Annotated in this window: 25 protein-coding genes and 1 tRNA gene; 19 read left to right on the forward strand and 7 right to left on the reverse strand. The window is 62.1% G+C overall.

Going from position 1 to position 21016, the window contains the following annotated elements; all coding sequences use genetic code 11:
* Position 1: 1 nt before the first annotated feature.
* From AC0V6T_RS10025 to AC0V6T_RS10050, 6 genes are all read left to right on the forward strand, one after another.
* Positions 2 to 1588, forward strand: a complete 1587-nt coding sequence (locus tag AC0V6T_RS10025; protein WP_486126522.1) for a sensor histidine kinase — start codon at positions 2 to 4, stop codon at positions 1586 to 1588.
* Entirely contained in the window at positions 1555 to 2016 is a 462-nt protein-coding gene (locus tag AC0V6T_RS10030) for an HPr kinase/phosphorylase (RefSeq protein WP_486126525.1), read from the forward strand. The genes AC0V6T_RS10025 and AC0V6T_RS10030 overlap by 34 nt, the downstream gene beginning before the upstream one ends.
* A 49-nt stretch (positions 2017 to 2065) precedes the next feature.
* The gene (rapZ, locus tag AC0V6T_RS10035; protein WP_486126527.1) at positions 2066 to 2995 is read left to right on the forward strand and encodes an RNase adapter RapZ; all 930 of its coding nucleotides are present in this window, start codon (positions 2066 to 2068) and stop codon (positions 2993 to 2995) included.
* A 101-nt stretch (positions 2996 to 3096) separates the two neighbouring features.
* Complete coding sequence (locus AC0V6T_RS10040) at positions 3097 to 3528, forward strand: PTS sugar transporter subunit IIA (RefSeq protein ID WP_486126529.1); 432 nt, start codon at positions 3097 to 3099, stop codon at positions 3526 to 3528.
* A gap of 7 nt (positions 3529 to 3535) precedes the next feature.
* Positions 3536 to 3814, forward strand: a complete 279-nt coding sequence (locus AC0V6T_RS10045) for an HPr family phosphocarrier protein (protein WP_007163407.1) — start codon at positions 3536 to 3538, stop codon at positions 3812 to 3814.
* A 24-nt stretch (positions 3815 to 3838) separates the two neighbouring features.
* A complete protein-coding gene (locus AC0V6T_RS10050; protein ID WP_486126531.1) occupies positions 3839 to 4639 on the forward strand; it encodes a TrmH family RNA methyltransferase in 801 nt (266 codons plus the stop codon).
* On the opposite strand, the gene AC0V6T_RS10055 is transcribed toward AC0V6T_RS10050, so the two are convergent.
* Positions 4640 to 6082 (reverse strand): DNA recombination protein RmuC, encoded by a 1443-nt coding sequence (locus tag AC0V6T_RS10055; protein ID WP_486126533.1) that lies wholly within the window; start codon positions 6080 to 6082, stop codon positions 4640 to 4642.
* A 104-nt stretch (positions 6083 to 6186) separates the two neighbouring features.
* Between AC0V6T_RS10055 and AC0V6T_RS10060 the strand changes: the two genes are divergently transcribed.
* Complete coding sequence (locus tag AC0V6T_RS10060; protein ID WP_040464609.1) at positions 6187 to 6591, forward strand: four-helix bundle copper-binding protein; 405 nt, start codon at positions 6187 to 6189, stop codon at positions 6589 to 6591.
* Positions 6592 to 6685: 94 nt separating this feature from the next.
* On the opposite strand, the gene AC0V6T_RS10065 is transcribed toward AC0V6T_RS10060, so the two are convergent.
* The gene (locus AC0V6T_RS10065) at positions 6686 to 7258 is read right to left on the reverse strand and encodes a peptide deformylase (RefSeq protein WP_486126535.1); all 573 of its coding nucleotides are present in this window, start codon (positions 7256 to 7258) and stop codon (positions 6686 to 6688) included.
* 261 nt (positions 7259 to 7519) lie between these two features.
* On the reverse strand, positions 7520 to 8116 hold the full coding sequence (recR, locus tag AC0V6T_RS10070) for a recombination mediator RecR (RefSeq protein ID WP_486126537.1): 597 nt from the start codon (positions 8114 to 8116) through the stop codon (positions 7520 to 7522).
* Between the two features lie 53 nt (positions 8117 to 8169).
* Between recR and fmt the strand changes: the two genes are divergently transcribed.
* Genes fmt through AC0V6T_RS10085 form a run of 3 tightly spaced genes read left to right on the forward strand, consistent with a single transcriptional unit; the run spans position 8170 to position 10946 of the window.
* On the forward strand, positions 8170 to 9075 hold the full coding sequence (fmt, locus tag AC0V6T_RS10075; RefSeq protein WP_486126539.1) for a methionyl-tRNA formyltransferase: 906 nt from the start codon (positions 8170 to 8172) through the stop codon (positions 9073 to 9075).
* On the forward strand, positions 9072 to 9815 hold the full coding sequence (gene truA, locus AC0V6T_RS10080; protein WP_486126541.1) for a tRNA pseudouridine(38-40) synthase TruA: 744 nt from the start codon (positions 9072 to 9074) through the stop codon (positions 9813 to 9815). The genes fmt and truA overlap by 4 nt, the downstream gene beginning before the upstream one ends.
* A gap of 15 nt (positions 9816 to 9830) precedes the next feature.
* A complete protein-coding gene (locus AC0V6T_RS10085) occupies positions 9831 to 10946 on the forward strand; it encodes a zinc-binding dehydrogenase (protein ID WP_486126543.1) in 1116 nt (371 codons plus the stop codon).
* Between the two features lie 46 nt (positions 10947 to 10992).
* Here AC0V6T_RS10085 and AC0V6T_RS10090 read toward each other — a convergent pair whose 3' ends face one another.
* Positions 10993 to 11973, reverse strand: coding sequence for an asparaginase (locus tag AC0V6T_RS10090; RefSeq protein WP_486126545.1), 981 nt, complete (start codon positions 11971 to 11973; stop codon positions 10993 to 10995).
* 150 nt (positions 11974 to 12123) lie between these two features.
* On the opposite strand from AC0V6T_RS10090, the gene AC0V6T_RS10095 reads away from it, so the two are divergent.
* The 3 genes from AC0V6T_RS10095 to AC0V6T_RS10105 all read left to right on the forward strand — a co-directional run bounded on the left by AC0V6T_RS10095 (position 12124) and on the right by AC0V6T_RS10105 (position 13849).
* Positions 12124 to 12279 (forward strand): DUF1328 domain-containing protein, encoded by a 156-nt coding sequence (locus AC0V6T_RS10095; protein WP_007163397.1) that lies wholly within the window; start codon positions 12124 to 12126, stop codon positions 12277 to 12279.
* Between the two features lie 84 nt (positions 12280 to 12363).
* Positions 12364 to 13707: an alkaline phosphatase PhoX gene (locus tag AC0V6T_RS10100; RefSeq protein ID WP_486126547.1), complete on the forward strand. Its 1344-nt coding sequence runs from the start codon at positions 12364 to 12366 to the stop codon at positions 13705 to 13707.
* A 66-nt stretch (positions 13708 to 13773) separates the two neighbouring features.
* Positions 13774 to 13849, forward strand: a tRNA-Val gene (locus AC0V6T_RS10105).
* Positions 13850 to 13921: 72 nt separating this feature from the next.
* Here the strand turns inward: AC0V6T_RS10105 and AC0V6T_RS10110 are convergent.
* A complete protein-coding gene (locus tag AC0V6T_RS10110) occupies positions 13922 to 14527 on the reverse strand; it encodes a TlpA family protein disulfide reductase (protein ID WP_486126549.1) in 606 nt (201 codons plus the stop codon).
* Between the two features lie 40 nt (positions 14528 to 14567).
* On the opposite strand from AC0V6T_RS10110, the gene argH reads away from it, so the two are divergent.
* The 4 genes from argH to AC0V6T_RS10130 are packed head-to-tail and all read left to right on the forward strand — an operon-like array spanning position 14568 to position 18323.
* Positions 14568 to 15956 carry an argininosuccinate lyase gene (gene argH, locus AC0V6T_RS10115; protein ID WP_486128566.1) on the forward strand — a complete coding sequence of 463 codons (1389 nt, stop codon included), beginning with the start codon at positions 14568 to 14570 and terminating at the stop codon, positions 15954 to 15956.
* Positions 15956 to 16207, forward strand: a complete 252-nt coding sequence (locus AC0V6T_RS10120; protein ID WP_486126551.1) for a hypothetical protein — start codon at positions 15956 to 15958, stop codon at positions 16205 to 16207. Before argH ends, AC0V6T_RS10120 begins: the two co-directional genes overlap by 1 nt.
* 12 nt (positions 16208 to 16219) lie before the next feature.
* Positions 16220 to 17479, forward strand: coding sequence for a diaminopimelate decarboxylase (gene lysA, locus AC0V6T_RS10125; RefSeq protein ID WP_486126553.1), 1260 nt, complete (start codon positions 16220 to 16222; stop codon positions 17477 to 17479).
* Between the two features lie 7 nt (positions 17480 to 17486).
* Positions 17487 to 18323, forward strand: a complete 837-nt coding sequence (locus AC0V6T_RS10130; RefSeq protein WP_486126555.1) for a precorrin-2 dehydrogenase/sirohydrochlorin ferrochelatase family protein — start codon at positions 17487 to 17489, stop codon at positions 18321 to 18323.
* Here AC0V6T_RS10130 and AC0V6T_RS10135 read toward each other — a convergent pair.
* Positions 18320 to 19306, reverse strand: a complete 987-nt coding sequence (locus AC0V6T_RS10135; protein ID WP_486126557.1) for a MarR family transcriptional regulator — start codon at positions 19304 to 19306, stop codon at positions 18320 to 18322. The genes AC0V6T_RS10130 and AC0V6T_RS10135 overlap by 4 nt on opposite strands.
* A 152-nt stretch (positions 19307 to 19458) precedes the next feature.
* On the opposite strand from AC0V6T_RS10135, the gene AC0V6T_RS10140 reads away from it, so the two are divergent.
* Together AC0V6T_RS10140 and AC0V6T_RS10145 are read left to right on the forward strand one after the other, a co-directional pair.
* Complete coding sequence (locus tag AC0V6T_RS10140) at positions 19459 to 20016, forward strand: RNA polymerase sigma factor (RefSeq protein ID WP_486126559.1); 558 nt, start codon at positions 19459 to 19461, stop codon at positions 20014 to 20016.
* Positions 20013 to 20387, forward strand: coding sequence for a DUF6768 family protein (locus tag AC0V6T_RS10145; protein ID WP_486126561.1), 375 nt, complete (start codon positions 20013 to 20015; stop codon positions 20385 to 20387). The genes AC0V6T_RS10140 and AC0V6T_RS10145 overlap by 4 nt, the downstream gene beginning before the upstream one ends.
* Here AC0V6T_RS10145 and AC0V6T_RS10150 read toward each other — a convergent pair.
* A complete protein-coding gene (locus tag AC0V6T_RS10150) occupies positions 20384 to 20965 on the reverse strand; it encodes a L,D-transpeptidase family protein (protein ID WP_486126563.1) in 582 nt (193 codons plus the stop codon). The genes AC0V6T_RS10145 and AC0V6T_RS10150 overlap by 4 nt on opposite strands.
* Positions 20966 to 21016 lie beyond the last annotated feature (51 nt).

Here is a 21016-nt window from a genome sequence, read left to right on the forward strand (position 1 = left end):
CATGGGTGAACTTGCAGGAGAGGGAAACGCGGAAGTCCAGCCCGCAATAGGGCGACCGCCCGAGCGGCCTGACCTTGCCGGGCGCCTTTCGCTCACGGCGCGCATACTCGCGGTGAACATCCTTCCGCTCGCGCTGCTTTCGGGCGGACTATTCTATCTCGACACTTATCGTACGCAGTTGATCAACGAGCGTTTCAAGCTCGCGCGGATCGAAGCGCAGATCACCGCCGAGGCGCTTGCCGGTGCAACGCGTGAGCGACAGGAAGCGCTGCTGGTCCAAATTGGCCGGGAACAGGGGATGCGCATGCGCCTGTTCGATGCCGAAGGCGCGCTGACCGCAGACAGTTTTGCGCTGGCTGAACCTGCCTTCGAATTGAACGACATCACCGATGACAACTGGGAACAGCAATTCGCGCGCTGGCTCGACCGCACGGTGGACACGATCGTCAGCGCCGAAGCCGTCACCGACTATGTCGAGCCCGAAGCACAAACCGCCGATGCGTGGCCGGAACTCGTTCAGGCACGCGAGGACGGCCTCAGCCAGATCCGCCTTTACGACTGGGTCGACGGAACGCCTGTCATCACCGCAGCCGCGCCGGTTGGTTTGCAAGGCGCGACCTTGCTGACCGTGCGCAACCCGGTGGACATCACCGAAAGCGTGCGCTCGGCGCGCTCAGCGCTGATGATCGCGGTGCTGGTGGTTCTTGGCGCATCGGCGCTTCTCTCGCTTTACCTTGCGCGCACCATCGTATCTCCGCTTCAACTCCTGGCGAGCGCTGCCCAGAAGGTGCGACAAGGGCGCGAACGCGATGTGGAGGTCCCTCGCCTGCCAGAACGCAGCGATGAAATCGGCCAGCTTGCGCGGTCAGTCTCTGACATGACGCTGGCCCTTCGCCAGCGCATCGACGCGGTCGACAGTTTTGCGGCGGACGTCGCGCACGAGATCAAGAACCCGCTCGCCAGCCTGCGCAGTGCGGTCGAATCGCTGCCCAAGGTGACGGATGCCGACACGCGCCGTGAACTTGAGCAGATCGTGACGCATGACGTGCGCCGCATTGATCGGCTCGTCACCGAGATCTCCGATGCAAGCCGTATCGATGCCGAAATGTCGCGCGCCACGCGCGAACGCATCGACTTTGCGCAGCTGGTGCGCGCGATCATTGGCAGCCGCGAGTTTCGCGCCGAGAATGACGACCACCGCATCGAACTCGATACAAGAGGATTTGCATCCAATGTCGAAGGGGTCGGCGCGCGGCTCGAACGCGTTGTCGAAAACCTGCTCGACAACGCCGTCTCCTTCTCACCGCCCGACGCGCCGATCGAAGTGGCAATCGACAATGATGGAAACTGCGTCACCCTGACAGTTTGCGATTCAGGACCGGGCATTCCCGAGGAGTCGCGCGAAAAGGTGTTCCAGCGCTTCCACTCGGTCCGACCCGACGAGGAGGCCTTCGGCAACCACTCCGGGCTCGGCCTCGCCATCGCGCGCACCATTGCCGAAGCGCATGATGGATCTTTGTGTGCAGAGGCGCGGCCAGACGGGAAGCCAGGCGCATGCCTTCGGCTCCGACTGCCAGCGGCGACCTGATGGGCGAGAGCATGGTCATGCAGGCTAGCGCGGTCGCGATAGACGGGCGCGCACTGCTGATCGAAGGCGAACCCGGAAGCGGCAAATCATCGCTCGCTCTCGCGCTGATCGATCGGGGCGCGCAGCTGATCGGCGATGACGGCGTGACGCTTACCACCGCAGGCGAAAACCTAATCGCCAGCCCACCTCCCAATATCGAGGGGCTGCTTGAGGTTCGAGGCGTCGGCCTTGTCGAGATGCCGGTCGCGAAAGGCACGCCGGTTGCGCTGATTCTTGCGCTGGGTGCTCATGGTGAGCGGCTACCGCAAAGAATTCCGACGCGAACGATTATGGGATACGACATCCCTTGCCTGCCGTTTGAACCCGGCGCCATCGCGCCTGCGCAGCGCGCGCGATGGGCCCTGAAGACGCATGGATTGGCGAAATGAAACCAGCTCGCCCTTCCATTCCGATGCGCGACAACGCATTGAGTAGTTCATGACCACCGGCTCGGCCAATCCTGCACCGATGCAACAGCGCCTCTTGCTCGTTACCGGGCTTTCAGGCGCCGGGAAATCCACTGCACTCGATGTCCTTGAGGACCTGGGTTGGGAAACGATCGACAACTTTCCAATCCGCATGCTCGACCGCCTCACCGGAGATCCCGGCGACACACCCGATGCGGGCCGTTCGCCTCTCGCCATCGGCTTCGATTCGCGCACGCGTGGGTTCGTCCCTTCCGAGATCATCGAGCTCGTCAAAGCGCTGGCCGACAGGGGCGACATTGCGCTGACCTTCGTCTTTCTCGACTGCGCCGATGACGAGATCGAGCGCCGCTTCAACGAGACCCGTCGCCGCCATCCGATGGCGCAGGATCGCACCGTCAAGGAAGCTATCGCTGCCGAACGCGAGCTGCTCGAACCGCTTAGGCGCTGGGCAGAAGTGGTTGTCGATACGACTGAATTGTCCTCGAACGATCTTCAGGGCCACGTGCGCGAATTGTTCGATGATGAACTGCCCAGCGAGCCGAGCCTGACCATCTCAAGCTTCGGTTTTGCACGCGGCATGCCTCCGCTCGCCGACCTAGTCTTCGACATGCGCTTTCTCGACAATCCACACTGGGTCGAAGGCCTGCGTGAACTAACCGGTCTTGATGCGCCCGTCGGCGATCATATCCAGTCCGATCCGGCATTCGCCGAGGCATTTGAACAGATCAAGGCACTGCTCCTCACCCTGCTCCCGCGCTATTCGGCGCAGGGCAAAGCCTACGTCCATGTCGCTTTCGGATGTACCGGAGGGAGACACCGCTCAGTCTTCACCGCAGAAGCGATGGCAGAAGGCTTGCGTAAGGCGGGGTTTTCGCCCACTGTCCGCCACCGCAATCTGAAGTCGCGGGCGGCAGATGCCATCGAAGGTGAGCCGCGCTGACGCGAACACTCACGATTGCCTCGCATGGTGGTAATTGGGTTAGCGGATTAATGTTGCGAAATCGCGATAAGCCGCAAGGATACTAACGGACTGAAATACGTATGATCGGTTTGATCCTGGTTACCCATGGCCGCCTGGCCGACCAATTTGTCGAAGCGATGGAACATGTCGTTGGCCCCCAAAGGGCTGTCGAAACCGTTTGCATCGGCCCCAATGACGACATGGAACAACGCCGCGCCGACATCGCCGAGGCGATCGAAAAGGTCGATGCCGGGGAAGGCGTGGTGATCCTCACCGACCTGTTCGGCGGAACTCCTTCCAATCTCGCCATCTCTCTGCTCGATGCCGGGCGGATCGAGGTGATCGCGGGGATCAATCTGCCGATGCTCATCCGTCTCGCAGGCGCGCGCAAGTCAATGGATGTGGTCGAGGCGGTCGAGGCCGCGCAGACAGCGGGGCGCAACTACATCACCGTAGCGAGCGAGCTGCTGGGTGCAGATACGCCCAAGCGAGCAGCAGGCGGAGGAAAATAGCCCTGCGATGAGCGAAGTTCGCAAGACCGTCACTATCGTCAACAAACGCGGCCTGCATGCGCGGGCGAGTGCGAAGTTCGTGGGGGCCGTCTCTGCCCTGCCCGATCCGGGCCAGGTGCGCGTTGCCAAAGGCGGCAACGAAGCCGCTGGCGGGTCGATTCTCGGCCTGATGATGCTCGGCGCTGCAAAGGGTGACGAGGTCGAAGTGATCGTTGCTGGCGACGGTTCGGAAGATGTCCTCGCGCAGCTCGTCGCGCTGGTCGAAGACGGCTTCGGCGAAGACTGAGCAAGCAGAAACGAGGCGCGTACGATGCGCAAGCACATCACCGGTTTCTCGAACCCGACAGTCAAATATCTGCGGTCCTTGCGTGACAAGAAGCACCGCAAGCGCGCAGGGCAATTCCTTGTCGAAGGCTTGCGCTTGCTCGAGGATGCCCGCGTGTCAGGCCACGTGCCGCGCCAGCTGGTGATGGCCGAGAACCGCGATCCACACGCCCTTCTTGACCGGCTCGAAGGCGAGGTCGGGGCCGCTGGCGGAGAGGTCATCACGACCACGCTTGACATTCTTTCCAAGATTACGGGAAAGTCGAACAGCCAGAGTGTTGTGGGGGTGTTCGATGAGCTCGACACGTCGCTCGCGCGGCTCGACCGGGGCTCGACCAATATCTGGCTGGTGGCGCAGGACCTGCGCGATCCGGGCAACCTTGGCACCATGCTGCGCACAGGCGACGCGGTGGGAGCAGGCGGGTTGATCCTGATCGATGATTGCGCCGATCCATTCAGCGCAGAAGCCGTGCGCGCGAGCATGGGCGCTGTGTTCACGCAAGGCTTGGCGCAAGCCCGGTGGGACGAATTTGTGCAGTGGCTAAGGGCAGGAGCTGGCCAGCTTGTCGCAGCCTCGTTGCGCGATGCGGTGCCGTATCGCGGCGCTGCGTATGAAGCCCCGTGCTTCATCCTGGTCGGCAACGAATCACAAGGGCTTCCCGAGGCCTACGAAGCCGAGTGCGACCTGCGTGTCACCATGCCGATGAAAGGACGAGCAAACTCGCTCAATGCAGCGGTCGCGGGCGCGGTGCTGGCTTACGAGGTCTTCGCGAGCCTCGACGGCTGATTATTCGGCAGCGTCGCGCTTTGCGTCGCTCGCATCTTCAATCTTGGCGACATCGTCGTTGTTGTAGCGCGGTGTGGATTCGACCAGCGGCACATCGTCGATTTCGCGTTTGCCGATCTCGATCCCTTTTTCGGCCAGACGCCGTCCGGACGACAGGACATTTCGTTCGAAGCTGCCAACGAATTTGTTGTAATTGTTGACCGCCGTTTCGAGCCCGCCCCCGACGCGCTTCATGTGCTCAGCAGCAACCGCGAGGCGATCATACAGCTCCGCTCCGGCCCGTCCGATATCGGCGGCTTCTTCCGCCATCTTGTCCTGCCGCCAGACCTGCGCGACCGTTCGCGCGATGGCAACGAGGTTGGTAGGCGTCGCGAGCAGCACCTTGTTGTGAAACGCAAAGTCCCAAAGCTCGGGATCGTGTTCTAGCGCGGCGGCGACGAAATGCTCACCGGGAACGAACATCACGACGTAATCGGGCGCGTCCTCGAACTGGCTCTGATAGCCCTTGCTTCCGAGAGTCTGCACATGGCCGCGCATCGACTTGGCGTGAAGATCGAGGTGATGCTTGCGCTCATCTTCATCGTCGGCCTCGAACGCGGCCTGATACGCGTTGAGCGAGACTTTGGCGTCGATCACCAGCTTCTTCTGGCCCGGCACGTTCACGATCGCGTCGGGTCGCTGGCGCCCTTCATCGGTTTCGAGCGACTGTTCGAGATGAAAATCGGTGTGCTCGGCGAGCCCGCACTGTTCCAGTACGTTCTGCAAAGCGCGTTCCCCCCAGCGCCCGCGCGCCTTCGGAGCATTAGTGAGCGAATTGCCCAGCCGCTGCGCCTCCTTGCGCACTTCGTCCTGTGACAGGCGCAGGCCCTCGATCTGTTGATGTAGGCGCGAAAAGGCATCGGCGCGCTGGCTTTCGAGCTTGCCGACCTGGTCTTCATACTTCTGCAGACGTTCGCTGACGGGTTTGAGCAGGCTCGCAACAGCTTCCTTGTTCTGGGCTTCTGCCTCGCCCAGCCGCTTCGTCGCCTCGCTCGAAAACCGCTCGCGCGCGGCTTCGAGCACCTTGGCGCCCGTATTTTCAAACTCTTTCAGCAGCTTCTCACGCGATTCTTCGAGCAAGCGTTTCTGCTCCTCGAAACTGGCGCGTTCGGCCCGGAATTGCGCGTTTTCTTCGCGCATGTCTTCCAAAGTCGCGGAAAGCTTGTCAGCTTCGCCCGCCCGCACCCGCGCCGCTGAAAGCTCTTCCTTTGCGCCCGACAGCGCTATCTGCGCTTCGCCCAATTCGGCGGTCGCGCGCTTGAATTCTTCCTCACGCGTGGCGAGGCGGCTTTCGAGATCGGCCATGGGCCGTGCGCCCGCTTTCGCGCCAACAAACCAACCGAGCGCGAGCGCACCAAAGACTGCGACCAAAGCGACTATCAGGAGAATCGGATCAATTTCCATCGCGGGAACATACATGGAACACGAATCGCCGCCAAGCGGCTTTTGCAGGCAATTCGGAACCTATCCCCACTCTCGTGCGCTATCTCTGCGAAGGAGAAAACACGATGTCGATCAAGGAAATGATCCGCGAACACCCCCACGTCGGGGACGACTACACCGATACGCTGGGCAATGCGGTGAAGCACGCCATGTATGGCGCGGCGATCATCAATTCATGCGCTGATGCCTGTCTGGCCGAGGCCAATGTGAGCGAGCGGCTTGAATGCATTCGCCGCTGCATGGATGCCTCGGATGCGTGCACCGCGTTCTATCGCATCGGCTCACGCCGCACGGGTGGTAACGTGACAGCGATCAAGGCCATGGCGATGGCGACGATCGTGGCTTGCGAACAGTGTCTCGAACATTGCTCGATGCATGACGATGCGCACTGCAAGCGCTGCAGCCGCATGTGCGAGGAGGTCATCCGCGACGTGAAGGCCGCGTTGGAAGAGATGAAAGCTCACGCATAAGCCAGACCGCATCTGCGACCGCCCGCCCATAGCGGGCGTCGCTTTGCTGCGCGTCGAGCGAGGACGCGCCCGCGGATGCGGGCGCGTTGAACAACTAAGCCGCCTGACGCAGCTTCTTAAGCTTCTTGAGCGCCATGTTGCGCTTGAGGCGCGAGAGGTGGTCGATGAACAGGATGCCTTCGAGGTGGTCCATCTCGTGCTGGAGGCAGGTCGCGAGCAGCCCTTCAAGCTGTTCCTCGTGATGGTTGCCATCAAGATCCTGATACTTGACCGTGCAGGTCGCCGGACGATCCACATCGGCGTAAATCTCAGGTACCGAAAGACAGCCTTCGTTGTACGTCGACAGCTCGTCCGCCGGGTCGAGGATCACCGGGTTTACGAAAATCCGCGGTTCCTTCTTGGTCGCCGGGTGCGTGTGCTTGTGGCCATCATGCTCGCACTCGATGGGCTCCGCATCGGGGTCGTCGGGCTGCAGGTCGATGACAAGCAGGCGCTTGGGCACGCCGATCTGGATCGCCGCTAGGCCAATGCCAGGTGCGTCATACATCGTTTCGAACATGTCCTCGGCGAGCTGCTTGAGCTCGTCATTGAACTCATCCTCGCGGACAGGTTCGGACACGACTTTGAGCCGGGGGTCCGGCACTTCCAGGATTTCACGAATAGCCATGGCTCTAAAATAGTCGCGGGGTCGCCATGCTGCAAGCGCAACACTTCGATCAGCGTGATCGGCTGACCGTTAACATCATGCGTTTACCACAAGAGCCGCAATTTCGCAGGATTCGTTTGCGACCGCGCGAGGCATAGCGAATACCGCCCCTATCGCTGAGGTCTTGCGCATGCCCGCATTTTGGACACTTCGCGCTCCATGTCGCCGTTTCAGAACCGGCGCCGCCGCCGAGAAATTTCGCAAGAATTCGCCGCACCGTTACTACCCCACCGGCCGTCTTGCCCTCAATGCTTGAGCAAGTGTCCCCTCGTCCAGATAGTCGAGTTCTCCGCCAACTGGCAAGCCATGAGCTAGCTGTGTTATCCGTAACTTATGTTCATCTAGACGCTCTGCGAGGTAGTGCGCGGTGGTCTGGCCTTCGAGCGTTGCGTTCATAGCGAGGACGACCTCCTCGACTTCGCCATTTGCGGCGCGTTCCATCAGGCTCGCGATATTTAGGTCCTCGGGACCGATGCCGTCGAGTGCGGAGAGTTTGCCGCCCAGAACGTGATAGCGACCCTGAAACAGGCGCGCTCGGTCGAGAGCCCAGACATCAGCGACGTCCTCTACGACGCACAAACTCTTGGGATCGCGGCGTGGATCGGCGCAGATCCCGCAAGGATCGCTGGTGTCGACATTGCCGCAAATCTGGCATTCAACCAGCGTTTCCGAGACGGCATCGAGCGCCTCAAGCAAGGCCGGCAGCGCTTGCTCGCGGTTTTTGACCAGCCACAACACCGCGCGCCTCGCTGAGCGAGGGCCAAGACCCGGCAACCGGGCGAGCGCGGAGGAAAGCGCCTCGATCTCTTGCGATGCCATGGGGGGAGAGATAGGGGCTGGCGCGTTAATCACAAAGCGCGAGAGCGAGGCTTATGCGCATTATCTTTATGGGAACGCCTGACTTTGCCGTACCGGCGCTCACCGCGCTGCATGCGGCGGGGCACGAGATCGCCTGCGTTTATTCGCAGCCGCCGAGCCGATCGGGCCGTGGCAAGAAGCTGCGCCCCTCGCCGGTTCACGCGAAGGCTGACGAATTGGGCATTCCAGTGCGCACGCCGATTTCACTCAAACCTGCCGAGGAGAAAGAGGCGGTCGCCGCGCTTAAAGCTGATGTTGCGGTGGTGGCTGCCTATGGCCTGATTCTGCCGCAGGTGATCCTCGATGCGCCAGTGCACGGTTGCCTAAACATCCATGCCTCGATTCTGCCGCGCTGGCGCGGCGCTGCGCCGATCCACCGTGCCATTATGGCGGGCGACGATGAGACGGGTGTCACGATCATGCAGATGGAGGCAGGGCTGGACACTGGGCCGATGCTGCACATCGTTCGCACTCCGGTGAACGACAAGACGACCGGCGAGCTTACCGCCGAGCTGGCGGAACTGGGTGCGGGCGCGATGGTCGAAGTGCTTGCGAATTTCGCGCAGTATGAAGCACAGCCGCAGGATGACAGCCTCGCGACATACGCTCCCAAGATCGACAAGGCCGAGGCGCGCATCGACTGGTCTCGACCAGCGAGCGAGATCGTTCGCCATGTTCACGGCCTCGCCCCCTTCCCCGGTGCCTGGTTCGAGCTTGAAGGCGAACGGGTAAAGCTTCTTCAGGCAAGCCTGACTGCAGGCAGCGCGCAGCCCGGCACGGTGATTGACGAACAATTCGGCGTGGCATGCGGTTCTGATGCCATTCGCCCCGACCGACTTCAGCGCGCCGGCAAACCGGCGATGGACCGGGACGATTTCTTACGCGGGCGCCCTGTCGCACAAGGCACGGTGCTTTCTTGACCCGCTTTGCGCTCACCATCGAATTTGACGGCACTCCGTTTCAGGGCCTTCAGCGCCAGAAGCACGGGCCCAGCGTGCAGCAGTCGATCGAAGAGGCGCTGCACCGGATCACGGGTGAAGACGCAACCTTGCACAGCGCAGGGCGCACCGACACCGGCGTCCACGCGCTCGGCATGCGCAGCCATGTCGATCTTGGGAAGGATATCGACCCGTTTCGCCTTTCCGAGGCGCTCAACGCACACCTTCGTCCCGATCCCATCGCAATCCTCGCCTGCGAGGTGGTGGACGAGGACTGGCATGCGCGCTTTTCGTGTGTGGGTCGGCGCTACGTCTTTAAGATCGCCAACCGCCGCGCGCCGCTGACACTCGCGAAGAACCGCGCATGGCAAGTCGCGCACGATCTTGACCACGAGGCCATGCACCGCGCCGCGCAGGCGCTGGTGGGGCGTCATGATTTCACAACTTTCCGTTCGGTCCATTGTCAGGCGAAGGATCCGATGAAAACGCTCGACCAGCTCGATGTCGAACGCGTTGGCGACGAAATACACATTCACGCTGCCGCTCGCAGTTTCCTGCATCACCAAGTGCGCTCGATAGTCGGATGCCTCAAGCTGGTCGGCGCAGGCTCTTGGCGCGAGGAACGGGTCGCAGAAGCGCTCGCCGCGAAAGACCGTAGCAAATTAGGACTTAACGCGCCGCCGCAAGGTCTCTACTTCGTCGAAGCGACATATCCAGATTGAGAGAGGAACTCCTGCATGACCACCACCGGCAAACAGCTTTTCACGACACTCACCGCCGACGGCAAACTGACCCTTGAGGTGAGCGAAGAAAGCTTTCCCCAGCCCACGGGCAACCAGGTGCTGGTCAAGATGGAAGCCGCGCCGATCAACCCGTCGGACCTTGCGATCCTCACCAGCGCCGCCGACTTCGAGAACGCCGAATATTCGGAAGGCAAGGTCGTCGCCGACATGCCCGAGCCATTTCTGTCGGGCCAGCGTGGCCGTCACGGACAGCGCCTTCCCGCTGGTAACGAAGGCGCCGGTACGGTCGTCGCAACGGGCGACAGCGACATGGCGAAAGCTCTCATGGGTCAGCGCGTCGCCTGCGTTCCGGGTAACGCTTTCAGCCAGTACGCCATCGCCGATGCAATGATGTGCCTGCCGCTGGGCGAGCATTCGTCGGAAGCCGGCGCATCGAGCTTCGTCAACCCGATGACCGCGCTCGGCTTTGTCGAGACCGCCAAAATGGAAGGCCACGATGCGATCATCCACCTCGCGGCTGCGTCGAACCTTGGCCAGATGCTCAACAAGATTTGTCAGGAAGACGGCATGAAGCTGGTCAACATCGTGCGCCGTCAGGAGCATGTCGACCTGCTGAAATCGCAAGGCGCGGAATATGTCGTGAACTCGTCGGACGACGATTACATGAAGCAGCTGCGCGAAGCGATCAAAGCGACCGGCGCGTTCCTCGGCTTCGATCCGATCGGCGGCGGGCAGAACACCGACCATGTGCTCAAAGCCATGGAGCAGGTCGCGGCTTCACAGATGGACGAATATTCGCGCTACGGTTCGAACCAGGACAAGAAGATGTACATGTACGGGCGTCTGGACCTCCAGAACCCGACCATCCTTACGCCGTCCTATGGCCTGCAATGGACCGTTTCGGGTTGGCTGCTCACGCCCTTCCTCGCCAAAGCGGGCATGGAAACCGTGGTCAAGATGCGCACCCGCGTGCAGCAAAACCTCACCACCACCTTCGCCTCGAACTACAAGGCAAAGGTCGATCTGGAAGGGATGCTGACCAAGGACGCGATCCTCGATTATCGCCAGATGAAAACCGGCGAGAAGTATCTCGTCACGCCTTGGGGCTAATGGTGCGCTCGGTCCTCGCCATGCGCGGGGACCCGGCGAGCCTACATCAAGGCCGGTCGAACACCGCCTGAACTTTTGCAGGATCGGTGACGCCATTTGCCAGCAGCACCATCGCCAGTATCCGCGACTTCTGCGGGTTGAGGGCGCGTGAGGCCACGAAGCAGTTCGCATCGTCCTCTGGCTCGCGGTCGACCAGACCTTCGTCGACCCGGCTCGCGCGGATGACCAGAAGACCATCAGCGGCACGCTTTGCCAGCATGGCGCGCACCGCTTCGGGCATGTTGCCCTCACCCACTCCGGCGACGACCACCCCTTGCGCGTCTTCAAGCAGGCGCCTTGCCATGCTCGGCCTGATCCCTCCAGCGGCGTAGAGGATCGGCACTTCAGGAAACTCGCTTGGAAACGCGAAACGTGGGCTAGGATCGTCCCTCCAAGGATTGCCGAACCATTCGAGCGCGCTTGGCGTCACGATCGCAACAGACCCGCGCGGGAAGCCGCGAAACGCATCGTCGGTGCCGCGGGTGCGCACCTTTCGCGCATCGCGTGCCGCCAGCACACGATCACCCATGACTAGCAGCACGCCGCGTCCTTTCGAGCTCTCGGCACTCGCCACGCGCACGGCATTCACGAAATTGCGCATCCCGTCGCTGCCCACCGCATCCGCAGGTCGCATCGCTCCGACCAGTACAACTGGCTTCGTCAATGGCAGCGTCAGATCGAGCAGAAAGGCGGTTTCCTCAGCGGTATCGGTTCCGTGGGTGACGATGATCCCGTCGAGCGCGTCATCCTCCATCGCCTCGCAGATCACTTCGTGAAGAACCTTACACATCTGAGGCCCCATGTTCTCAGACCCGACATTGGCGATCTGGCGACCGACAAAATCGACATCGAGAGCATAGCGCCCCGCATCCTCAAGCCATTCGTCAATCCCGATCTGCCCGGGCTGATAGTCGTGCCGCATCGCGTCGCCTGCGATACCTGCAATTGTACCTCCGGTCCCGAGGACAAGGATTCTAGGGTTCGTCATCACCTCCGCACTAGCCCCCAAGGTGCGTTTTGGACAAGCACCGGATTGCAGCATGGCTGCGCTGACCTCTGCCGACCGATGATTGTTGGAACTTAAGCCGAACCTGGCTCTTCAACATATTGGACGGCATTGATTTGAAGGGAATTCTTCATGCTTGGTTGGGCTATTACGTTTCTCATCATCGCGCTCGTCGCAGCTATCCTAGGCTTCGGCGGTCTTGCCGGTGCAGCGACCAATATCGCTTACGTGCTTTTCGTGGTCTTCCTAATCCTTGCGGTCATCGCCTTCGTGCGCCGAAAGGTCTGAACACGGCCAAAAGGCAAGCGGCGCGCCCGAGTGTCGCTTGCCTTTCATCACGGCACACTAGATATCCGCGTTGAATAAACGAGGATGTTCAAGATGCCGTTCGCAAATCCCAATCGCCGCCAGTTCCTTGGTGCCACGACCGCCGCGTTTTCAGCGCTGATCGCGAGCGGTTGCGTGACACGAGGAGCGCCGCTCGCATCGGCATCGACAACGTTTTCAGGGTACGGCCCCTTGCGGCCCGATCCCGCTGGGATGCTCGATCTTCCGGAAGGCTTCTCCTATCGCCTGCTATCGAGCCTTGGCGATGCGATGAGCGATGGCGGCACCGTGCCCGACAAGGCCGATGGCATGGGGTGTCTTGATCTTGGCAATGGCGAGATCGTTCTCGTCCGCAATCACGAACTGATTCCGACCGACGATGCCGGGGGAACAATTGCGAAGGGTTTCGGCACGCGAAATGGCGAGATCGTTCCGGGAGGCACGACAAACATTGTCCTCGATGTCGAGACGCTCGAGGTGAAACGCCAGTTCCGCACCCTTGGCGGCACGATCCGCAATTGCTCGGGCGGTGTGACTCCGTGGGGTAGCTGGCTTACCTGCGAGGAAGCGCCAACCGGACCCGGACAGCGTTATGGCGACGGTCTCGCGGTCAATCACGGCTGGGTCTTTGAGGTTCCGGGCAATGCCACCGGCCTGGTCGACCCCGTGCCCTTGCGCGCCATGGGCCGCTTCAACCACGAGGCCGCCTGCGTCGATCCGGTGACCGGCTATGTCTACCAGACGGAGGATCGCGACGATGGCGTGCTCTACCGCTTCATCCCGAACACCCCTGGCAAGCTCATCGAGGGAGGAAGGTTGCAAGCCATGGTGATAGATGGCCCGGCAGACACGCGAAATTGGGATGCGGCCACCATGCCGCTTGCCCGTGCATTCAATGTCAGCTGGGTCGATCTCGACAATGTCGAAGCCCCACAGGATGACTTGCGCACCCGCGCCGCTGCGAAAGGCGCAGCTCTGATCGCGCGCGGCGAAGGCATCCATATGGGCGTTGACGATCTGTACATCTGTTCGACCAGCGGCGGTACGAAGAAACTCGGCCAGATCTTCCGCCTTGTGCCCGGTCGCGGGAATGGCCCGGACCGCTTCGAGCTGTTCTTCGAAAGCGAAAGCGAGGAGCAACTCAATTACGGCGACAACCTGACCGTCGGCCCCAATGGCCACCTGATGGTGTGCGAGGACCAGTATACGCAAGTCGTCGACAACCACATTCGCGGCATCACGCCCGATGGTCGCCCTTACGACTTTGCTAAACTCAACATGCAGACTGAGCTTGCAGGGGGGTGTTTCTCGCCTGACGGCAAATGGTTCTTCGTCAACGCATATGGTCCCACGCGCACGGTGGCCATCACGGGACCGTGGGCAGCGTAATTTCGCGCAAAGGGTGACTTGACCGCGCAAGGCTTCGAGCCTATCTGCGCGCTTCCCAAGTCTCTGGGGCGATTAGCTCAGTTGGTAGAGCATCTCGTTTACACCGAGAGGGTCGGCAGTTCGAGCCTGTCATCGCCCACCAGATTTTCGAGACTTGTGAATGTCCGTGGGACATTCGCGGCCGAAAATCTCCCAAGCGCAAGCGCGGGAAGGACTAGGCTCCCCCAGTCCCCTCAGCCTCGGCCAAAGCCTCGCTCACACGCGCGATTGCTTCCTCGCTGTCCCACTCATAGCCGCCTACCACGCGCAGGATTTCCTTGCCCTCGGCATCGAAGAGGATCGTCACCGGCAGCAGCCCGCCGTCGCTGAAAGCCAGCGCCAGCTCGTTTGAGGGGTCGAGCCATTGCTCCAGATACTGAAAGTCGCGCGCGGCGAAGAATGGTTCGACTACTTCTGCCCCACGCACGTCCTGGCTGATCGTCAGCACTTTCAGATCGCCCTCAAGCTCGCCCGCCAGATTGTCGAGCGCCGGCATTTCGATCACGCATGGCGCGCACCACGTCGCCCACAGGTTCACTAGCACGGGGCTGTCGAGTTCGCCGAGGTTCAGCGTGTTGCCTTCAGGGTCGTTGAAAGTCAGCGGGGGAAGCTCGGTGCCAGCGAACGCTCGCACCACCTGTCCCGGAAGTTGTGGCGGCGGAGGAGGAGCCTCGCTTGCCCCGGCATTAGCAGCGCTTTCTTGCGCAGGCTCCCCGGCCCCACTATCGCAGGCCGCCAGGGCCAGCGCGGCTGGCAGCACCAATGCAATCGAACGGATCATGAGCGACACTCCATCCAAGCCTGACACCGCCACCAACACGATGTGGGGCGGCCGGTTCGCTGAAGGGCCTAGCGCGATCATGCGCGAAATCAATGCCTCGATCCCGTTCGACAAGGCGCTATGGCGCGAAGATATCCGCGCATCGAAGGCGCATGTGGCGATGCTGGGGGCGCAAGGGATCGTCAGCGCCGAGGATGCCGAGACCATCACCAAGGGTCTGGACCAGATCGCAGCAGAGTATGAGCGCGACGGCGTTCCCGAGGACTGGGACCTTGAAGACATTCACATGACGGTCGAGGCGCGGCTCACCGACCTTGTCGGTCCTGTCGCAGGGCGCCTCCACACCGCGCGCAGCCGCAACGACCAGGTCGCGACCGATTTCAAGCTGTGGGTGCGCGCTGCCAATGCCCGCGCGATTGCCGCGCTCGGGGCCTTGCGGTCGGCCTTGGTGGAGCGTGCAGACGAACATTCCGACACGATCATGCCCGGTTTTACTCACCTGCAAACCGCGCAGCCGGTGACGCTGGGCCATCACCTCATGGCTTATTACGAGATGCTCACCCGCGACACCGCGCGGTTTGCGGCGGCGCAGGAGCGTCTCGATGAATGCCCGCTCGGGTCAGCTGCCTTGGCGGGTACAGGCTTTCCGATTGATCGCGGCGCAACGGCTTCGGCGCTTGAGTTTTCCGCGCCCACACGCAATTCGCTCGACGCAGTTTCCGACCGCGACTTTGCGCTCGACTACCTGATGGCGGCGAGCCAGTGCTCCATCCACCTTTCGCGCCTCGCCGAAGAGCTGATCCTTTGGGCGAGCCAGCCCTTTGGCTTTGCATCGTTGCCGGACCAGCTTTCAACCGGCTCCTCGATCATGCCGCAAAAGCGCAATCCCGATGCGGCCGAGCTGGTGCGCGGTCATGCCGGGCGGATCGTGGGCGCGTGCACGTCGCTGATGATCACGATGAAGGGTCTGCCGCTCGCCTATTCGAAGGACATGCAGGACGACAAGCCGCCGGTCTTCGAAGCCGCCAGCCTGTTCGACCTCAGCCTTGCGGCGATGACCGGCATGATTACCGATACCACCTTCAAGCCCGACCGCATGCGCGCCGCCGCACAGGCAGGCCACGCAACCGCGACCGACCTTGCCGACTGGCTGGTGCGCGAGGCGGACATTCCGTTCCGTGAAGCTCACCACATTACTGGCGAGGCGGTGAAGCTGGCGGACACCAAGGCATGCAGCCTCGAGGAATTGTCGCTTGAAGACCTCAAGGGCATCGATGATCGCATCGACGAACGCGTATTCAGGGCGCTCTCGATCGAAGCATCGGTCGCATCGCGCGCATCCTATGGCGGGACCGCGCCTGATCAGGTAAGGCAGCGCGTGGCCGAGGCGCGCGAACGCCTCGCCGCTGAGAATTTGCCGGAGGATTGATGCGCGCTGCCCTGATCACCCCTATTGTCCTGTCGCTTGCCGCCCTGTCGCTGTCCGCTTGCGGTTCGCGCGCGCCGCTCGCTCCGCTCGAAGGGGCAAGCCTGCCGCCTGCTCCGCATGGGGCGACCGACCGGCCCGAGCCCGAAGAGCTGCTCGAACTCGACGCGCTCGCCGCACCGGAACGCAGCGTCGAGTTGCGCCGCCGCTCCGAAGAGCGCGAGGACGACCCCTTCGATCTCCCCCCTGATTGACCTCCCGGAACCATGGACCACTTCACTTACCAAAACGGCGTGATGCACGCCGAGAGCGTGCCGTTGCCGCGCATCGCCGACGATGTCGGCACGCCTGTTTACGTCTATTCGCGAGCCACTCTCGAACGCCATGCCCGCGTGTTTCGCGAGGCTCTCGATGCGGTGCCGGACAAGCTGATCGCCTTTGCGGTGAAGTCGAACCCGAACCTCGCCGTGCTGAAGGTGCTGAGCCGCGAAGGATACGGCGCCGATGTCGTATCGGTCGGCGAGATGCGCCGGGCGCTCGCTGCCGGAATGCCGCCTGAGAAGATCGTGTTTTCGGGCGTAGGCAAGACCCGCGCCGAGCTTCAAGCGGCGCTGGAAGCGGGGATTGGCCAGTTCAATATCGAGAGCGAGGAAGAGGGCCTTGAGCTTGCCGAACTCGCAGCGGAAATGGGGCGCGAAGCGCAGTGTGCGCTTCGGATCAATCCCGATGTCGATGCGGGCACGCATGACAAGATCTCGACCGGTAAGGCCGACAACAAGTTTGGCGTTCCGATCAGCCAGGCGGGCCAGATCTTTGGCAAGCTTGCAGGACAGGAAGGCGTGCGCCTTCGCGGCGTGGCCGTGCATATCGGCAGCCAGCTGGGTGAGCTTGCGCCGCTTGAGCGCGCATTCACCAAGCTGGGTGAGCTCGTCACCTCGCTGCGCGGAGCGGGTCACACGATCACTCATGTCGATCTGGGTGGTGGACTTGGCGTGCCCTATAAGGCTGGCGAGGAGCTTCCCTCGCCAGGCGAATATGGCGCGATGGTTGCGCGGGTGACGAAGGACTGGGGCGTGAGCCTCATCTTCGAGCCGGGCCGCGTGATCGCTGGCAATGCGGGCGTCCTGCTGACCCGGGTTGTTCGTGTAAAGCGCGGGATCAAGGATCCTTTCGTGATCGTCGATGCGGCGATGAACGACCTTGCGCGCCCGGCGCTCTACGGCGCCTATCACGATTTCGTCGCGGTCCAGCCCAGAGGCAGCGACATGACAGCGAACATCGTCGGACCCATCTGCGAAACCGGCGATACCTTCGCCATGGGCCGTCTGACTGACAAGCTGGAATCTGGCGATCTCGCTGTGTTCCGCACTGCGGGCGCATACGGCGCAACGATGGCCTCGTCCTACAACTCGCGCGGCTTTGTCGCCGAGGTGCTGGTGGATGGTGACAAGTTCGCAGTGGTCGCCGACCGGATCGATGCAGGCGCGATCATGGATGCAGAGCGCGTGCCCGAGTGGCTCGAATAGGCGCAGCTTGAGCGAGCTTGCCAGCCTCCCGCTGTTCCATCGCATTGCCGGCCAAAGCGTGTTGGTGCTCGGCGATGGCGAAGCGGCGGAGCCAAAGCGCCGATTGGTTGAGCGCGCTGGCGGGATCGTCGTCGATGACCCACAGCGCGCGGTCGACGAAGGCGTTCGGATCGCCTTCATTGCCTATGAAGACCGCAAGGCTTGCGAAGCCGCAGCGATCAATCTTCGCTGTGCGGGGATGCTGGTCAATGTCGTCGATCGCCCGGACCTTTGCGACTTCACCACACCGAGCATACTTGACCGCAATCCGGTGTTGATCGCGATCGGCACAGGAGGCGCATCGGCAGGCCTCGCCAAGCATGTGCGGCTCCGCCTTGAGCGTATTCTCCCTCAATCGCTTGGCCGGTTGGCCGAGGCGCTGTTCGGCGCGCGCCGCAAATTGCGCGAGCGTTTTCCGGATGGTGCGGATCGGCGCCGCGCGCTGGATGACGCTCTTCGCGAAGGCGGTGCGCTGGATGCCCTCAATGCTGGGTCGGCGGATCGAGTCGAGAATTGGCTCGACGGAGCCGATGGACCGCCCACAGCAAGGACCGAGGAGCTTTGGCTTGCGAGTACAGATCCCGAAGACCTGACCTTGAAGCAAGCGCGGCTACTTGGAGAAGCCGACATCGTGTGCGCCGACCCTGAGGTCGCGCCCGGCATTCTCGCACGAGCACGCGCCGATGCTGTCCGCTTCACTTGCGACAACGCGCGGTGCCGTGGGAACGGCGTTTGCGCAAAGGCGCGGGGAAGCGATCAAGCGAGCGGGCTCACCGTGATCCTGCGCTTGCCTGACGGCTCCTAAGCTGCCTGCTGGAAGAGAGGCGTCTCGACCTCTGCAAAGTAGCGCGCCATCGCGTCTGACGATTGATCGCTCAGCGCGATGAAGGCACGCCGCCGGTCAGAGGGATCTGAAACCCGCAAAAAGACGCCCGTGTCGACCAATTGTTTGATCCAGCGCAGCGCTGTCGTTGCAGGGACTTCTGCCGCGATGCAGAGCGAGGTTACCGACACCTGTTGCTTCTCTGCCTTTGCAGCGGTGAGATCGAGCAGCATGTCCCAGGCGGGGTCTGCAAACAGCTCTCCATCGAAGAACTTTGAACGCGCCTGACGTGCCGAGATCATCCGGCGCACCAATTGCGGATCGGGCATCGAAGCGCGCTGTGAGTTCGGCAAGGATGGCGGTTGCGATGCAGCGAAAGTGCCCTGCGCACTCTCAGCGGTCTCGGCATGCGCGCGCAGCGCGGACTGCGGCGACCCTATGTTGCCTTTCGCACCCGTCAGCCATTCGAGCTTCGAGGCGATTGCATCGACCTGACGCGAAAGATGCAGAAGGCTCAAACGGTCTTCCTCGGTCATTTCGCGCACGCGGGCATTGCCGATATCGGCAAGCACCCGGCCCACCGCGACAATCCGCTCCCCGCGAGTGGGTTGCACGAGAATTTGCGGGTCAGATTGATCGAGCGAGGCAAACACCGCATCGAGCGCATCGATTGCGGTCGTGACAATCAGCTTGGCCCCTGCGCGCGACACACGCATGTCGAGCCGTGCGAGCGCGGCAAGCGTTTCGGCATCGACCAGCGGACAATCGACCATGACCACATCGCCAAGCAGCGTGATCGGTCCATCGAGCAGGTTCGCGATTGCGCCCCCATTGACAGTTCGAAAACCGGCGCCTGACAGGTCTTCTTCAATCTGCTCGCGCGCGGACGCACTGTCAGCGAAAATCGCGACCCGCGCAGGCAAACCCGACGCATCCTCAGCCGCACCATAAGAGAAATCAGTCATTTGAAAATCCGGCTGTTTCATCGAATCGCCCCCTTTGTTTGATGAGAACGAGAGTAGAACAAAACGTGTTCAAGTCAAGATTTTCATACATTTGCCCGAATTCTGAGCTCTCCGGTTGAACTCTTTGCCGCTCTTGCGCGACTACCCTCACGATGGCTCGCAAAGACACATCCGACCTGTTCGACCAATTGCTGGTCGTCGAGGTGCAACGCGGCGACAAGCGCGCGGCGGAGCGGCTCTTTGCGCGCTGGAACCCGAGGCTTCTGCGCGCCGCGCGTCGCTATTGCGGCGATGGTCATGCGGCGGGCGACCTTGTTCAGGATTGCTGGCTGGCGATCTGGAAGGGGATGCGTACACTTCGCGATCCCTCGCGATTTCGTAGCTACGCCTTCGCGGTGTTGCACCGGCGCGGATCGGATCAACTGCGCCATATCGTCAAGGAGCGCGGCGCGTTCACCGATGCGTCGCCAGCCACAGAACCAAGCCACAAGGCGTCGCAATCGGACAGCGCGGCGCTGAACCAGGCCTTTGCGAGCCTGCCGCCCGACCAGCGGCTCGCCGCGCACCTCCATTTCGTCGAGGGGCTCACCCTTGCCGAGATCGCCGAGGTGCAGGCCATCCCCGAAGGCACTGCGAAGAGTCGCCTTTTCCATGCGCGTCGCAAGCTCAACGCGGCGCTTTTACCGATTGATGAAGGAGAACTCCTATGATCACTCAGGACGAACGGATCACCGCCGCGCTAGATCATGACGATCACGCGTTTCTGGCGAGCCTCGACACGGATCGCGGCATGTTCAAGCAGATCGGCGACAGCTGGAAGGGGCCGCTGGGCGGATGGGCCAAGTTCAGTTTCGCGATTGCGATCGTGATCGGGCTTGGCCTTGCTTACTGCTTTTTTCGCGCCGTCACAGCCGACACCACCGATGCGATGGTTGGGTGGGGGCTCACAACCATTGGCCTTCTGATCATGCAGGGCTTCCTGAAGGAATGGATGTTTGCCCGCATGAACATGCTGACCGTGCTGTCGGAGGTGAAGCGCCTGCAGGTGCAGGTGGCGATGCTTTCCGAGGATCGCGGCTAGGGCCGGATTTCGATGGGGGTCCCGTCGGGCACGAGCTGCCACAGCTCTTCGATCTCCGTATTGGAGAGCGCGATGCAGCCATCGGTCCAGTCGCCGCGCATGCGGCCGGGGCGCCCGGTGGGTTGACCATGGATGAAGATGTCACCGCCCGGCGATCGACCATATTGTGCGGCAAAGGCGCGGTCTTGCCGATTGGGATAGGAGATACGCAGCGACAGGTGAAAGCGGCTCTGCGGGTTGCGCGTGTCGATCGTATAGAGCCCTTCCGGCGTGCGCTCGTCACCCTCGAAGCGCTTGTGCCCCATTGGCGTATCGCCGAATTGCAGGCCGCGATAGGCCTTGATCGGGCGACCGTTTTGATAGGCGACCAGCAACCTCTCAGATTTGTCGATCAGCAGGTAATCGGCAACCGGCGGGCGGCTGGGGATCGACCGGCTGGCATTGCCGCGGGTGGTAGCGGGCACGCTTTGAGTAGGAAAGCTGGAAGTCGCAGCCGCCTGCTGCGCCGTGCCGCCGCCATTCGAGCCCGCACATGCGGCGAGCAGGACGGTTAGCAGCAGGGCGACTAGGCGTTGCATGACGCTGTTCTACGCTGCCCGGATCGCCCTCGCAATTCCGGCTTTTCCCGC

The sequence above is a fragment of the Erythrobacter sp. S158 genome (assembly GCF_057364915.1).

Coding starts and splice junctions, on each gene's coding strand:
- AC0V6T_RS10025 (WP_486126522.1), top strand. CDS start 2: ATGGGTGAACTTGCAGGAGAGGGAAACGCGGAAGTCCAGCCCGCAATA.
- AC0V6T_RS10030 (WP_486126525.1), top strand. CDS start 1,555: ATGCCTTCGGCTCCGACTGCCAGCGGCGACCTGATGGGCGAGAGCATG.
- rapZ (WP_486126527.1), top strand. CDS start 2,066: ATGACCACCGGCTCGGCCAATCCTGCACCGATGCAACAGCGCCTCTTG.
- AC0V6T_RS10040 (WP_486126529.1), top strand. CDS start 3,097: ATGATCGGTTTGATCCTGGTTACCCATGGCCGCCTGGCCGACCAATTT.
- AC0V6T_RS10045 (WP_007163407.1), top strand. CDS start 3,536: ATGAGCGAAGTTCGCAAGACCGTCACTATCGTCAACAAACGCGGCCTG.
- AC0V6T_RS10050 (WP_486126531.1), top strand. CDS start 3,839: ATGCGCAAGCACATCACCGGTTTCTCGAACCCGACAGTCAAATATCTG.
- AC0V6T_RS10055 (WP_486126533.1), bottom strand. CDS start 6,082: ATGGAAATTGATCCGATTCTCCTGATAGTCGCTTTGGTCGCAGTCTTT.
- AC0V6T_RS10060 (WP_040464609.1), top strand. CDS start 6,187: ATGTCGATCAAGGAAATGATCCGCGAACACCCCCACGTCGGGGACGAC.
- AC0V6T_RS10065 (WP_486126535.1), bottom strand. CDS start 7,258: ATGGCTATTCGTGAAATCCTGGAAGTGCCGGACCCCCGGCTCAAAGTC.
- recR (WP_486126537.1), bottom strand. CDS start 8,116: ATGGCATCGCAAGAGATCGAGGCGCTTTCCTCCGCGCTCGCCCGGTTG.
- fmt (WP_486126539.1), top strand. CDS start 8,170: ATGCGCATTATCTTTATGGGAACGCCTGACTTTGCCGTACCGGCGCTC.
- AC0V6T_RS10085 (WP_486126543.1), top strand. CDS start 9,831: ATGACCACCACCGGCAAACAGCTTTTCACGACACTCACCGCCGACGGC.
- AC0V6T_RS10090 (WP_486126545.1), bottom strand. CDS start 11,973: ATGACGAACCCTAGAATCCTTGTCCTCGGGACCGGAGGTACAATTGCA.
- AC0V6T_RS10095 (WP_007163397.1), top strand. CDS start 12,124: ATGCTTGGTTGGGCTATTACGTTTCTCATCATCGCGCTCGTCGCAGCT.
- AC0V6T_RS10100 (WP_486126547.1), top strand. CDS start 12,364: ATGTTCAAGATGCCGTTCGCAAATCCCAATCGCCGCCAGTTCCTTGGT.
- AC0V6T_RS10110 (WP_486126549.1), bottom strand. CDS start 14,527: ATGATCCGTTCGATTGCATTGGTGCTGCCAGCCGCGCTGGCCCTGGCG.
- argH (WP_486128566.1), top strand. CDS start 14,568: ATGTGGGGCGGCCGGTTCGCTGAAGGGCCTAGCGCGATCATGCGCGAA.
- AC0V6T_RS10120 (WP_486126551.1), top strand. CDS start 15,956: ATGCGCGCTGCCCTGATCACCCCTATTGTCCTGTCGCTTGCCGCCCTG.
- lysA (WP_486126553.1), top strand. CDS start 16,220: ATGGACCACTTCACTTACCAAAACGGCGTGATGCACGCCGAGAGCGTG.
- AC0V6T_RS10135 (WP_486126557.1), bottom strand. CDS start 19,306: ATGACTGATTTCTCTTATGGTGCGGCTGAGGATGCGTCGGGTTTGCCT.
- AC0V6T_RS10140 (WP_486126559.1), top strand. CDS start 19,459: ATGGCTCGCAAAGACACATCCGACCTGTTCGACCAATTGCTGGTCGTC.
- AC0V6T_RS10145 (WP_486126561.1), top strand. CDS start 20,013: ATGATCACTCAGGACGAACGGATCACCGCCGCGCTAGATCATGACGAT.
- AC0V6T_RS10150 (WP_486126563.1), bottom strand. CDS start 20,965: ATGCAACGCCTAGTCGCCCTGCTGCTAACCGTCCTGCTCGCCGCATGT.